The sequence below is a fragment of the Pantoea sp. Ae19-2 genome (genome assembly GCF_059801205.1).
In genome coordinates this window covers 3,428,595-3,441,552 of the sequence record NZ_JBCHWE010000001.1, presented here as the reverse complement: position 1 = coordinate 3,441,552, position 12,958 = coordinate 3,428,595, and the positions used below count along the sequence as shown (strand labels likewise).

At 53.6% G+C, this 12,958-nt stretch carries 12 protein-coding genes and 2 tRNA genes; 11 read left to right on the top strand and 3 right to left on the bottom strand.

What is annotated here, in order from left to right:
* The first annotated feature begins 203 nt into the window (after positions 1-203).
* Positions 204-1,376, top strand: coding sequence for an Obg family GTPase CgtA (cgtA, locus tag AAIE03_RS15835; RefSeq protein ID WP_013024341.1), 1,173 nt, complete (start codon positions 204-206; stop codon positions 1,374-1,376).
* Positions 1,377-1,423: 47 nt separating this feature from the next.
* Here the strand turns inward: cgtA and AAIE03_RS15830 are convergent, their stop codons facing one another.
* A complete protein-coding gene (locus AAIE03_RS15830) occupies positions 1,424-1,849 on the bottom strand; it encodes a hotdog fold thioesterase (RefSeq protein WP_019106705.1) in 426 nt (141 codons plus the stop codon).
* Between the two features lie 476 nt (positions 1,850-2,325).
* Entirely contained in the window at positions 2,326-3,759 is a 1,434-nt protein-coding gene (gene dacB, locus AAIE03_RS15825; RefSeq protein ID WP_014595158.1) for a serine-type D-Ala-D-Ala carboxypeptidase, read from the bottom strand.
* 246 nt (positions 3,760-4,005) lie between these two features.
* Here dacB and greA point away from each other — a divergent pair, with 246 nt between their 5' ends.
* On the top strand, positions 4,006-4,482 hold the full coding sequence (gene greA / locus AAIE03_RS15820; protein ID WP_006121754.1) for a transcription elongation factor GreA: 477 nt from the start codon (positions 4,006-4,008) through the stop codon (positions 4,480-4,482).
* 106 nt (positions 4,483-4,588) lie between these two features.
* Here the strand turns inward: greA and yhbY are convergent, their stop codons facing one another.
* Entirely contained in the window at positions 4,589-4,882 is a 294-nt protein-coding gene (yhbY, locus tag AAIE03_RS15815; protein WP_013024345.1) for a ribosome assembly RNA-binding protein YhbY, read from the bottom strand.
* Positions 4,883-5,008: 126 nt separating this feature from the next.
* Between yhbY and rlmE the strand changes: the two genes are divergently transcribed.
* The 9 genes from rlmE (at position 5,009) to nusA (ending at position 12,947) form a co-directional block, all read left to right on the top strand.
* Positions 5,009-5,638, top strand: coding sequence for a 23S rRNA (uridine(2552)-2'-O)-methyltransferase RlmE (rlmE, locus tag AAIE03_RS15810; protein ID WP_014595159.1), 630 nt, complete (start codon positions 5,009-5,011; stop codon positions 5,636-5,638).
* A gap of 113 nt (positions 5,639-5,751) precedes the next feature.
* A complete protein-coding gene (ftsH, locus tag AAIE03_RS15805; RefSeq protein ID WP_015701098.1) occupies positions 5,752-7,683 on the top strand; it encodes an ATP-dependent zinc metalloprotease FtsH in 1,932 nt (643 codons plus the stop codon).
* Between the two features lie 80 nt (positions 7,684-7,763).
* A complete protein-coding gene (folP, locus tag AAIE03_RS15800; RefSeq protein WP_014595161.1) occupies positions 7,764-8,597 on the top strand; it encodes a dihydropteroate synthase in 834 nt (277 codons plus the stop codon).
* 6 nt (positions 8,598-8,603) lie between these two features.
* Positions 8,604-9,938, top strand: coding sequence for a phosphoglucosamine mutase (glmM, locus tag AAIE03_RS15795; protein ID WP_013024349.1), 1,335 nt, complete (start codon positions 8,604-8,606; stop codon positions 9,936-9,938).
* Positions 9,939-10,156: 218 nt separating this feature from the next.
* A complete protein-coding gene (secG, locus tag AAIE03_RS15790) occupies positions 10,157-10,492 on the top strand; it encodes a preprotein translocase subunit SecG (protein ID WP_014606749.1) in 336 nt (111 codons plus the stop codon).
* Between the two features lie 56 nt (positions 10,493-10,548).
* Positions 10,549-10,635: transfer RNA gene (locus AAIE03_RS15785), tRNA-Leu, on the top strand.
* A 59-nt stretch (positions 10,636-10,694) separates the two neighbouring features.
* Positions 10,695-10,771 (top strand) — tRNA-Met (locus AAIE03_RS15780).
* A 211-nt stretch (positions 10,772-10,982) separates the two neighbouring features.
* Complete coding sequence (gene rimP / locus AAIE03_RS15775; protein WP_006121761.1) at positions 10,983-11,435, top strand: ribosome maturation factor RimP; 453 nt, start codon at positions 10,983-10,985, stop codon at positions 11,433-11,435.
* A gap of 24 nt (positions 11,436-11,459) precedes the next feature.
* On the top strand, positions 11,460-12,947 hold the full coding sequence (gene nusA, locus AAIE03_RS15770) for a transcription termination factor NusA (protein ID WP_014595162.1): 1,488 nt from the start codon (positions 11,460-11,462) through the stop codon (positions 12,945-12,947).
* Positions 12,948-12,958 lie beyond the last annotated feature (11 nt).

Sequence of the window (12,958 nt, the reverse complement as noted above, 5' to 3'; positions counted from 1 at the left end):
AATTGAAGGCCCCGCAACTGTTGCGGGGCTTTTTACATTCTGCGACCCCTTGCCCGACAGGCGACATCGCCTGAATGTTTGCTGTACACTTTATGTACACGCTGGCGTCAGCCAGTTTTGATTTATCCGCCGCTGGTCGCGCAGAAGACCCTGGCGGACCCGTCTGCAGCGTATTGCAGACGATTGTGTGACGGAGAAAGAAAATGAAGTTTGTAGATGAAGCGACAATTTTGGTCGTCGCAGGTGATGGCGGTAATGGTTGTGTCAGTTTCCGCCGTGAAAAATATATCCCGAAAGGCGGCCCGGACGGCGGTGATGGCGGTGACGGCGGCGACGTATTCTTAGTGGCTGACGAAAACCTTAACACCCTGATCGATTATCGTTTCGAAAAGTCGTTCCGCGCCGAGCGGGGACAGAATGGTCAGAGTCGCGACTGTACCGGTAAGCGTGGTAAAGATATCACCGTTAAAGTGCCGGTAGGAACCCGTGTTATCGACCAGGGAACGGGCGAAACGCTGGGCGATATGACGCGCCACCAGCAGACCCTGATGGTGGCAAAAGGCGGCTGGCACGGTCTGGGAAATACCCGCTTTAAATCGTCGGTAAACCGCAGTCCGCGTCAAAAAACCATGGGTACGCCCGGTGAGAAACGCGACCTGCAGCTGGAGCTGATGCTGTTGGCTGACGTAGGCATGCTGGGTTTACCTAACGCCGGGAAATCGACCTTTATCCGTGCGGTTTCTGCTGCTAAACCAAAAGTGGCGGACTATCCCTTTACTACGCTGGTGCCAAGCCTGGGCGTGGTGCGTATGGATAGCGAGCAGAGCTTTGTGGTGGCCGATATCCCCGGCCTGATTGAAGGCGCAGCCGAGGGCGCAGGTTTAGGTATTCGCTTCCTGAAGCACCTGGAACGCTGCCGCGTGCTGCTGCACCTGATCGACATTGCGCCCATTGACGAGAGCGATCCGGTTGAGAACGCCCGTATTATTTTGGGTGAGCTGGAGAAATACAGCGATAAGCTGTTTAACAAGCCGCGCTGGCTGGTATTCAACAAAGTCGATCTGATTGATGAAGAAGAAGCTCAGGCGCGTGCAAAAGCCATTGCCGAGGCGCTGGGTTGGGAAGATAAATACTATCTTATCTCTGCCGCCAGCCGTCAGGGCGTTACGGACCTGTGCTGGGACGTCATGAGCTTTATCAACGCCAATCCGAAAGAAGCTGACGTTGAAGAAAAACAGCCGGAGAAAGTGGAGTTCATGTGGGACGATTACCACAAAGAAGCCATTGAAACCGCGGCGGTTGAAGAAGATGAAGAGTGGGATGACGACTGGGATGAGGATGACGACGAAGGCGTCGAAATCATCTACCAGCGCTAGACCGCTTATGACTGCCCCCTTTCCACCGGAACGGGGGCAGATTTCTTTCAGGGCTGCGCCAGCACCGCAACGGTAAGCCGTGCGCTACAGCATAATTTATCCTGCTCGTGACGAATCTCAATCTGCCACGTCTGATTCCGCTTCCCCACATGCAGCGGACGACAGATACCGCGCACCATACCACCTGAAACGGCCCGATGATGGCTGGCATTCACTTCGATGCCCACCACGCGGCTGCCATCCTCTGATGCCAGATAACCCGCCACAGAACCCAGCGTTTCGGCTAACACCACTGAGGCGCCGCCGTGCAGCAGGCCAAAGGGCTGCTGCGTGCGGCTGTCTACTGGCATGGTGGCTTCAAGATAGTCATCACCCACTGCGGTGAAAATGATGCCCACATGCGCCACCAGCGTATGAGTGCTCTGCGCATTGAGCGCATCCAGACAAACTACGCGTTTCCAGATCGTTGCCATTGTCAGGCTCCCAGGGTTGCGCCATCGTCTTCCACGCTGCGATGTCACATGACGTAACGCAGAGGCGAAAGAATTAGCGTAGTGATAACCGCCTGCGGCTGTCCAGTTTTACATCAGCATTGCATCTCAAGGGTAAAAGAAGGGCGTTTACTGGGCCGGGCGACAGGGCGTTGCAGCCTCTGCCTGCGATCCCCGTTATCGTCCCTGAATCCGGGTGGATTAGGTTAAGAAAATTTATGCGATTACCCAGGGTGCCAGCGTGAGGCGGGGCGCAGATAACCCGCTAAACAGGTACCGATTCTGTAAGATCCTGGCATAAAAAAAGCCATGCGGCTGGGAGTGATGCGGCCTGGCGCGCAGGCGAAGGTATCCTGAACAGACTGTTGCGCGCCTGAAGCCGAGGCGTTATCCCTGACTTTTTGGCGATGATAAAAAAAACGCAGCAGGTGGTCGCCCGCTGCGTTTCCTAACATAAATCAGTAATTCTTATTGATATCGCGATAGAGCCGGCTTTCAAAGCGCACCAGCGGAATACGGCGTGTGCGCTGATCCTGCGGCGGAACCGCATAGCCAGAAAGGAACTGCACAAACGCCACGCGTGCCCCGCTAGAGGTGGTGATAAAGCCTGCAAGGTTATATACGCCCTGCAGTGAGCCGGTTTTAGCCGAGACCTTGCCATCCAGACCGGCTTCGTGCAGTCCGCCACGGTACTGCAGCGTGCCATCGTGTCCGGCCAGCGGTAGCATCGAAATATAATCTAGTTTGCTGTCGTTCTGCGCAATATATTGCAGCACCTGCATCATGGTGGCGGGCGAGATCAGATCGTGACGTGACAGGCCCGAACCATCCACCTGGATGCTGTTACCCAAATCAATATTGGCTTTTTCACGCAGGATGCGACGAACCGCATCTGATCCTGCGCGGAAGGTACCCGGTACGTTGAAGTAATGATGGCCAATGGTGCGGAACACCGTGTCGGCAATCATATTGTCGGACTTCTTCAGCATCATATGCAGCAGCGTATGCAGCGGCGCTGACTGCGTTGATGCCAGCACGGTGCCCGGCTCGGTCACCTGCGTCTGACGTAGCAGATGGCCGCTGTAATCAATACCGGCGGAACGCAGTTCTGCTTTCAGGATTTCGCCTGCCCAGGCCGCGCCATCCTGAACCGCAAAGGCTAAAGGAAGCGGATCGCTACGCTGACGCATACAGCCGGTTAAGGTGTAGCGGTTCAGCTCGCCAGGCACCACGTCCAGCTCGCAGTATTGTCCGTCACCGCTGTTGCGCCCAATCGTCCGCACCTGGCTTAACATGTGAGCCGGGTAGTAGGACGCAATGCGGATAAAGGCATTTTCGCCCGGTTTGTCGGCACTGTAGAGTGAAACCGAGAAGCAGTTTTTATCCACAATAGCCGCCGCCGGCGGTGCGCTAAAGCACTGGGTCATGTCATTCCACGGCCAGCCAGGCGCCGCATCATGGCTGGCAAACACCGAGGTATCGATGACCAGATTACCTTTGATGTGTGTGATGCCTTGTTTTTTTAACGCCGCGACCATATTCCGCAGATCCTGACGACCCAACGTGGGATCGCCAGCAAACCGGGCTACTAAATCACCATTAAGCGTGCCATCGACCAGCGCGCCTTTGGTTTCAAAGGTGGTTTGAAAACGGTAATCACCGCCCAGTTCCAGCAATGCCGCCAGGGCGGTGATCACTTTCATGGTACTGGCGGGAAGTGCCATCTGTTTCCCGTGGTAATCGATAATTGGCGTGGATGCGCCCACTTTTTGCACCAGCAAAGCCAGATTGGCACCATCTGGCAGATATTGCATGTATTCATCAACTGGCGCTGCTTGTGCCTGCAGCATAAAAGCACAGGTTAATCCGGTAACAAGTCGTGAAAATCGCATAATCTCGCGGCAACTGACAGGTGAAGGCGACAATACTACGTCCCTGGACGGTGGAAAGTAAACGATGACCCGCAGGGAACTCTGGGTTAAAATACGTATCAAATTGCAAAACCTTTTCTGGCCTGGAACACTTTCCGGGTCAGTCTTCTTTTATTTGCAAAACGAGGTCTTGCGCCGCAGAACGCTTTTTTCTGCAGTCACCGGTCAGGATGCACCGTGAAACAGGAATGATGACGAGGAGCTAAAATGAACCAGATTCCGATGACGTTAAGAGGCGCTGAAAGGCTGCGCGAAGAGCTGCATGAGCTGAAAACGGTGAAGCGCCCGCGCATTATTGCCTCCATCGCGGAGGCCCGCGAGCACGGCGATTTGAAAGAGAACGCCGAATACCACGCCGCGCGTGAAGAACAGGGGTTCTGTGAGGGACGCATTCAGGAGATTGAAGCCAAACTCTCTAATGCGCAGGTCATTGACGTCACACAGATGCCGAAAACCGGCCGCGTGATTTTTGGCGCAACGGTAACCGTGTTGAACGTGGACACGGATGAAGAGTTTACCTATCGCATCGTGGGTGATGATGAGGCAGACTTTAAGCAGAATTTGATTTCTGTTAACTCGCCGATGGCCCGTGGCCTGGTGGGGAAAGAAGCTGATGACGTGGCGATTATCAAAACGCCAGGCGGCGATGTCGAGTACGAAATCCTGAAGGTGGAGTACATCTGACAGAGTGCAATTGTCTGAAAAGCATTGCCGTACAGTGTAAAGAAAGGAAAAAGGCCGCGCTGCGGCCTTTTATCCCATGTAAGAGCATGGCACTTTCTTTGCCCACCTAGCGTGGCAGAGAAATTTTGCTCTCTTTAGCGGGGCGATACAGCACCAGCGTTTTGCCAATGACCTGAACGTTGCTGGCACGGGTTTCACGTACGATAGCTTCAACGATCAGCTGCCTGGTTTCACGTTCTTCAGAGGCAATTTTCACCTTGATCAATTCGTGATGTTCCAGCGCGTGTTCAATCTCAGCCAGTACACCTTCGGTCAGGCCATTGCCTCCGAGCATGACGACTGGCTTGAGCGGATGGGCGAGGCCTTTGAGGTGCTGTTTTTGTTTGGTACTTAGATTCATCGTATTATTTACTTACTCGGGGATTGAAAACGGTTCATTCTACCGCCATCTCGGGTATATCGCCAAATCGACGCAGCCTATCGCGTGCAGATTTATCGCTACGATGACGATTTAGTTGGAAATTTTATGACCGGTAAAAAGCGTTCAGCCAGCTCCAGCCGCTGGCTACAGGAACACTTTAGCGATAAATACGTGCTCCAGGCACAGAAAAAAGGGTTGCGTTCGCGCGCCTGGTTTAAACTTGATGAAATCCAACAGGGTGACAAGCTTTTCAAACCCGGGATGACCGTGGTAGATCTGGGTGCTGCACCCGGTGGCTGGTCGCAATATGTGGTACAGCAAATTGGGTCCAAAGGTCGCGTTATCGCTTGTGATATTCTGCCGATGGATCCTATTGTTGGTGTCGATTTCCTTCAAGGTGATTTTCGTGAAGAATCGGTGATCAAAGCGTTACTTGAACGTGTGGGCGAGCAGAAGGTCCAGGTCGTCATGTCGGATATGGCACCGAATATGAGTGGTACACCTGCCGTAGATATTCCCCGGTCGATGTATTTGGTTGAGCTGGCGTTGGATATGTGCCGTGATATTTTGGCTCCAGGCGGCAGTTTTGTTGTGAAAGTGTTCCAGGGAGATGGCTTTGATGAATACCTGCGGGAAATTCGCTCCCTGTTTACGAAAGTGAAAATACGTAAGCCTGACGCTTCACGTTCACGTTCACGTGAAGTTTATATTGTGGCGACTGGGCGCAAACTGTAACCGACGTGATGGATAACCCGGCATTCCTGCTGCGATTCCATGTACGAAGGATCTATAGTACCCTACGCTATCTGTTAACACCGTTGTAATATGAGGTTAATCCCTTGAGTGACATGGCGAAAAACCTGATTCTCTGGCTAGTCATCGCGGTCGTGCTGATGTCGGTCTTCCAGAGCTTTGGGCCCAGCGAGTCGAATGGCCGTAGGGTTGATTATTCAACCTTCCTGTCGGAAGTGAACCAGGATCAGGTCCGCGAGGCACGTATTAACGGGCGTGAAATTAACGTTATCAAAAAAGACAGCAATAAATACACCACTTACATTCCTGTCAATGACCCCAAGTTACTCGATAACCTGTTGACCAAGAACGTCAAAGTGGTTGGTGAACCACCTGAAGAGCCGAGCCTGCTGGCATCTATCTTCATTTCATGGTTCCCAATGTTACTGCTGATTGGTGTGTGGATTTTCTTCATGCGTCAAATGCAGGGCGGCGGTGGCAAAGGCGCGATGTCCTTTGGTAAAAGCAAAGCCCGTATGTTGACGGAAGATCAGATTAAAACCACTTTTGCTGACGTTGCAGGCTGCGACGAAGCGAAAGAGGAAGTCGGTGAGCTGGTTGAATACCTGCGTGAGCCGAGCCGCTTCCAGAAACTCGGAGGTAAAATTCCGAAAGGCGTGCTGATGGTTGGCCCGCCGGGTACCGGTAAAACCTTGCTGGCAAAAGCGATTGCCGGCGAAGCGAAAGTGCCTTTCTTTACCATTTCGGGCTCTGACTTTGTTGAAATGTTCGTCGGTGTCGGTGCATCTCGTGTGCGCGATATGTTTGAACAGGCCAAGAAGGCGGCACCGTGCATTATCTTTATCGATGAAATCGATGCGGTCGGTCGTCAGCGTGGTGCCGGTTTAGGTGGCGGTCACGATGAACGTGAACAAACCCTGAACCAGATGCTGGTTGAGATGGACGGTTTTGAAGGCAACGAAGGTATCATCGTGATTGCCGCAACCAACCGTCCAGACGTGCTTGACCCCGCGTTGCTGCGTCCGGGCCGCTTTGACCGTCAGGTTGTTGTTGGCTTGCCAGACGTGCGTGGCCGTGAGCAGATCCTGAAAGTGCACATGCGCCGCGTGCCATTAGCAACGGATATTGACGCGGCGATCATCGCGCGCGGTACGCCGGGCTTCTCAGGTGCCGATCTGGCTAACCTGGTAAACGAAGCCGCGCTGTTTGCTGCCCGCAGCAACAAGCGCGTTGTATCGATGGTGGAGTTCGAAAAAGCCAAAGACAAGATCATGATGGGTGCAGAGCGCCGCTCCATGGTGATGACGGAAGCGCAGAAAGAGTCCACGGCTTATCACGAAGCCGGTCACGCCATTATTGGTCGCCTGGTGCCGGAACACGATCCGGTGCATAAAGTCACCATTATCCCGCGTGGTCGTGCATTAGGTGTGACCTTCTTCCTGCCTGAAGGCGATGCGATTAGCGCCAGCCGTCAGAAACTGGAAAGCCAGATTTCGACCCTGTACGGTGGTCGTCTGGCAGAAGAAATCATCTACGGTGTTGAGCATGTCTCAACCGGCGCATCAAACGACATCAAAGTGGCGACCAACCTGGCACGTAACATGGTGACCCAGTGGGGCTTCTCTGAAAAACTCGGTCCGTTACTGTACGCAGAAGAAGACGGTGAAGTGTTCCTCGGCCGTTCTGTGGCGAAAGCCAAGCATATGTCAGATGAAACCGCGCGTATTATCGATCAGGAAGTTAAACACCTGATTGATACGAACTACCAGCGTGCGCGTCAGATTCTGGGTGAAAACATGGACATCCTTCATGCGATGAAAGATGCGCTGATGAAGTATGAAACCATTGATGCACCGCAGATTGACGACCTGATGGCCCGCCGTGAAGTGCGTCCGCCTGCGGGCTGGGAAGATCCCGGCACCAGCAGCAATTCTGATAATAATGGCACGCCAAAGGCACCGCGTCCGGTCGATGAGCCGCGTACGCCAAATCCAGGCAACACCATGTCAGAACAGTTCGACAAATAAGACTTCACGTCTTTTAATAAAACCCCGGCTGGTCCGGGGTTTTTTACATCTATACATTGCGCTATAAGGAGTACATCACCATGAAATTGTTCGCCCGTGATTCCCATCTTGATTTGTCGTTTCCACATGTGATGGGCATTCTTAACGTCACGCCGGACTCTTTTTCGGATGGTGGTAAACACAATGCGTTGGTGGATGCACTCACGCATACCAATGAAATGGTGAATGCCGGCGCAACCATTATCGACGTGGGAGGCGAGTCTACGCGTCCCGGCGCGGATGAGGTCAGCGTTGAGGAAGAACTTGAGCGGGTCATCCCCGTGGTGGCAGCAATCGCTCAGCGCTTTGAAGTCTGGATCTCCGTGGATACCTCTAAGGCTGAGGTCATCAGGGAAGCGGCGAGCGTGGGGGCGCACATCATCAATGACGTGCGCTCTCTGTCTGAACCAGGAGCGCTGGCCGCCGCCGCCGCGACTGGCCTGCCGGTATGCCTGATGCATATGAAGGGCGAGCCGCGCACCATGCAGCAGGCACCGGCCTATCAAGATATCTTCAGCGAAGTGGATGCTTACTTCGTTGAGCAACTGGCCCGCTGCGAGGCGGCCGGAATAAAAAAAGAGAATCTGCTGCTCGACCCGGGCTTCGGTTTCGGTAAGAATCTCAGCCACAATTATGAACTGTTGGCTCGACTCGGCGAATTTCACCATTTTGGTCTGCCCCTGCTGGTTGGCATGTCACGAAAATCAATGATTGGTCAGCTGCTGAATGTCGGGCCTGGCCAGCGTCTGACCGGCAGCCTGGCCTGCGCGGTGATCGCCGCCATGCAGGGAGCACACATTATTCGCGTTCATGATGTAAAAGAAACGGTCGAGGCGATGCGGGTGGTCGAGGCGACACAAAGAGCTAAAGGATGACAGAGCATGAGTAATCGTAAATATTTTGGTACAGATGGCATTCGCGGCAAAGTGGGAGAGTCTCCGATTACCCCGGATTTTGTTTTAAAACTCGGCTGGGCTGCGGGCAAAGTGCTGGCGCGCCACGGTTCAAAAAAAATCATTATCGGCAAAGACACTCGCATTTCGGGCTATATGCTGGAATCTGCACTGGAGGCAGGACTGGCCGCCGCAGGGCTGTCAGCGGCATTTACCGGCCCAATGCCGACGCCTGCTATTGCCTATCTGACCCGCACGTTTCGCGCTGAGGCCGGTATTGTTATCTCCGCCTCCCATAACCCGTTTGACGACAACGGCATTAAGTTCTTCTCAGCCGAAGGCACCAAGCTACCTGACGAAGTAGAAGAAGCGATTGAACTGGAAATGGAAAAGCCGCTGACCTGTGTGGAATCATCCCTGTTGGGTCGCGCCAGCCGAATTGTGGATGCCGCCGGACGTTACATTGAGTTCTGTAAGGGCACCTTTCCCAGTGAGCTGAGCCTGAGTGGTCTGAAAATTGTGGTGGACTGTGCTAACGGTGCCACCTACCACATCGCGCCGAATGTCCTGCGTGAGCTGGGCGCAACGGTGATTGCCGTTGGTGTACAGCCTGATGGCATGAACATCAACAAAGAGTGCGGTGCGACCGATCTGAAAATGCTGCAGCAGCGCGTTCTGGCCGAGAAGGCGGACATCGGCCTGGCCTATGATGGCGATGGCGATCGCATCATGATGGTGGACCACTTAGGCGAGAAGGTCGATGGCGATCAGATTCTGTATATCATCGCCCGTGAAGGTCTGCGTCAGGGGCAACTGCGCGGCGGCGTTGTCGGCACGCTGATGAGTAATATGGGGCTGGAGCTGGCGCTGAAGCAGTTAGGCATTCCTTTTGTGCGGGCCAAAGTGGGTGACCGCTATGTGCTCGAAAAATTACAGGAAAAAGGCTGGCGGCTCGGCGCTGAAAACTCAGGCCACGTGATTCTGCTGGATAAAATCGCTACCGGTGATGGGATCGTAGCTAGTTTGCAAGTGCTTACTGCGATGGTGCGCAATCACATGAGCCTGCATGACCTGTGCACTGGGATGAAGATGCTGCCTCAGGTGCTGGTCAACGTGCGCTTTACGGGTGAACACGATCCTCTGGAAAGCGAAACGGTGAAAACCGTGGCGCAGGACGTGGAGAAAACCCTGGCCGGCCGTGGGCGCGTGTTGCTGCGTAAATCCGGTACTGAGCCGTTAATCCGCGTGATGGTAGAAGGCGAGGATGCAGCCCAGGTGACGGCGCTGGCTAACCAGATTGCGGATGCGGTGAAAGCGGTCTGACGCAGGTGACAGGCCGGGACAGCGTGCTGTTCCTGCCTGTAAAATCATCGCACTGGCGCTTTTTTCTGCAATCAGCCTGCCACAGCTAAATTGCACTTGCAGAGGTATGCGCCATTGGTTAGTATTCACACCCGCTTCTGATGGGTGATGAACATACTCCCCGTCATATTGGTTGAAGCTTTAACTGTGCGGATTACGCGCAAGGAAACAGGTTGATTATGTACGAAGCTCTGTTAGTTGTTTTCCTTATTGTAGCGATTGGCCTTGTGGGTCTTATTATGCTGCAGCAAGGCAAAGGCGCTGATATGGGAGCATCATTTGGTGCAGGCGCGTCTGGCACGCTGTTTGGTTCTAACGGGTCGGGTAACTTTATGACTCGCATGACCGCAGTGTTGGCTACGCTGTTTTTCGTGATCAGCCTGATTCTGGGTAACCTGAACAGTAACAAGACCTCCAAAGGAAGCGAGTGGGAAAACCTCACTGCGCCAGCTCAGTCTCAACAGCAGACTCAGCCAGCTAAACCGGCTACGCCGGGCAATGATATCCCGCACTAATAGCAGCAATATAGCGTCAGGAAAAAGCGGCAGAGCAGCGTCGCAGTCAGTGCAGTACCGAGGTGGTGAAATTGGTAGACACGCTACCTTGAGGTGGTAGTGCTCGAAAGGGCTTACGGGTTCAAGTCCCGTCCTCGGTACCAAATCTTAGTATTACTTGCATTTTATGCATGTTCGGCGTAATATTCGCCACGTTTTCGGACGCGGGGTGGAGCAGCCTGGTAGCTCGTCGGGCTCATAACCCGAAGGTCGTCGGTTCAAATCCGGCCCCCGCAACCACTTTCCCTTAGAGTTCTTTTTCAAATATACTGTGTGCATCGACGGGCGCATAAGCAGCGAATTTTGAAAAAAATTCTTTTGGATGGGCGTCCGGGCCGCAGTGCGGCATACAGGGTCCAGTGATAAAAAGCCCCGAATATTCGGGGTTTTTTGTTATTAGCGAATCGTAATACTGGGCTATAGGCCCTTTTTTTATGTCTTGGGGGTGGGCTTGTCCACATTAGAGCAAAAATTGACAGAGTTGGTATCTGCTCCGGTAGAAGCGCTCGGCTACGAACTGGTCGGAATTGAATTCGTTCGTGGTCGCACATCAACCCTGCGCATCTATATTGATAGTGAAGATGGCATCAATGTTGACGATTGCGCGGACGTCAGCCACCAGGTGAGTGCGGTGATGGATGTGGAAGATCCCATCACGGTGCCTTACCACCTTGAAGTGTCCTCACCGGGGCTCGATCGTCCTCTGTTCACTGCAGAACATTATGCACGCTTTACCGGCGATGAGGTGAGCCTGGTGCTGCGTATGGCCGTTCAAAACCGCCGTAAATGGCAGGGAATCATCAAGTCTGTTGAGGGCGAGATGATAACGGTAAACGTTGAGGGTAACGACGAGGTGTTCGCGCTGAGTAATATTCAGAAAGCGAACCTGGTCCCCCACTTTTAAAAGTCCGGATTGAGGCTAACCAGGATGAACAAAGAGATCTTAGCTGTTGTAGAAGCCGTTTCTAACGAAAAAGCCCTGCCGCGTGAGAAAATCTTCGAAGCGCTGGAGAGCGCGCTGGCGACTGCGACCAAGAAAAAGTACGAGCAGGAAATTGACGTACGCGTCAGCATCGACCGTAAGAGCGGCGATTTCGACACGTTCCGTCGTTGGGAAATCGTAGAGCAGGTTACGCAGCCTACGCGCGAAATTACGCTGGATGCGGCGCGCTACGAAGACGAGTCTCTCAATCTGGGCGAATACGTAGAAGACCAGATTGAATCTGTTACGTTTGACCGTATCACGACGCAGACGGCAAAGCAGGTTATCGTACAAAAAGTGCGCGAAGCCGAACGTGCGATGGTGGTGGATCAGTTCCGCGAGCAGGAAGGCGAAATCATCACCGGTGTGGTGAAAAAAGTTAACCGCGACAACATCTCGCTGGACTTGGGCAACAATGCTGAAGCCGTGATCCTGCGTGAAGACATGCTGCCACGTGAAAACTTCCGCCCGGGCGACCGTATCCGCGGCGTTTTGTATGCCGTGCGTCCTGAAGCACGCGGCGCGCAGCTGTTTGTGACGCGTTCTAAACCTGAAATGCTGATCGAACTGTTCCGCATTGAGGTGCCAGAAATTGGCGAAGAAGTCCTTGAAATTAAAGCCGCTGCCCGCGATCCGGGTTCGCGTGCCAAAATTGCAGTAAAAACCAATGACAAACGTATCGATCCCGTTGGTGCCTGTGTGGGTATGCGCGGTGCGCGTGTTCAGGCAGTGTCTAGTGAGCTGGGCGGCGAGCGAATCGATATCGTGCTGTGGGACGACAACCCGGCACAGTTTGTGATTAACGCCATGGCTCCGGCCGATGTGGCGTCAATCGTGGTTGATGAAGATAACCACACGATGGATATCGCTGTTGAGGCTGGCAATCTGGCCCAGGCGATCGGCCGTAATGGCCAAAACGTGCGTCTGGCTTCACAGCTGAGTGGCTGGGAGCTGAACGTGATGACCGTCGATGATCTGCAGGCCAAGCATCAGGCTGAAGCACATGCGGCGATCGATATGTTCACTAAACATCTCGACATCGACGAAGAGTTCGCCACCATTCTGGTGGAAGAGGGCTTCTCAACGTTGGAAGAAATGGCCTATGTGCCAATCAACGAGCTGTTGGAAATTGACGGCCTCGACGAAGAGACCATTGAAGCCCTGCGTGAACGAGCAAAAAATGCGTTAACCACCCTGGCACTGGCAAAAGAAGAGAGCCTGGGTAATCAGGAACCTGCAGAAGACCTCCTGAATCTCGAAGGTCTGGATCGTGCACTGGCTTTCCGTCTGGCATCGAAAGGCGTTTGCACGCTGGAAGATCTCGCCGAGCAAGGTGTTGACGACCTGACGGATATTGAAGGGCTGACTGATGAGCAAGCTGGCGCGCTAATTATGGCCGCACGCAATATCTGCTGGTTCGGCGATGACGCGTAATAACAGGAAGG

What these genes read in the sequence shown, in the direction of transcription:
- cgtA (WP_013024341.1), top strand. Translation starts at nt 204, where the DNA reads ATGAAGTTTGTAGATGAAGCGACAATTTTGGTCGTCGCAGGTGATGGC.
- secG (WP_014606749.1), top strand. Translation starts at nt 10,157, where the DNA reads ATGTACGAAGCTCTGTTAGTTGTTTTCCTTATTGTAGCGATTGGCCTT.
- glmM (WP_013024349.1), top strand. Translation starts at nt 8,604, where the DNA reads ATGAGTAATCGTAAATATTTTGGTACAGATGGCATTCGCGGCAAAGTG.
- AAIE03_RS15830 (WP_019106705.1), bottom strand. Translation starts at nt 1,849, where the DNA reads ATGGCAACGATCTGGAAACGCGTAGTTTGTCTGGATGCGCTCAATGCG.
- folP (WP_014595161.1), top strand. Translation starts at nt 7,764, where the DNA reads ATGAAATTGTTCGCCCGTGATTCCCATCTTGATTTGTCGTTTCCACAT.
- greA (WP_006121754.1), top strand. Translation starts at nt 4,006, where the DNA reads ATGAACCAGATTCCGATGACGTTAAGAGGCGCTGAAAGGCTGCGCGAA.
- nusA (WP_014595162.1), top strand. Translation starts at nt 11,460, where the DNA reads ATGAACAAAGAGATCTTAGCTGTTGTAGAAGCCGTTTCTAACGAAAAA.
- ftsH (WP_015701098.1), top strand. Translation starts at nt 5,752, where the DNA reads ATGGCGAAAAACCTGATTCTCTGGCTAGTCATCGCGGTCGTGCTGATG.
- dacB (WP_014595158.1), bottom strand. Translation starts at nt 3,759, where the DNA reads ATGCGATTTTCACGACTTGTTACCGGATTAACCTGTGCTTTTATGCTG.
- rlmE (WP_014595159.1), top strand. Translation starts at nt 5,009, where the DNA reads ATGACCGGTAAAAAGCGTTCAGCCAGCTCCAGCCGCTGGCTACAGGAA.
- yhbY (WP_013024345.1), bottom strand. Translation starts at nt 4,882, where the DNA reads ATGAATCTAAGTACCAAACAAAAACAGCACCTCAAAGGCCTCGCCCAT.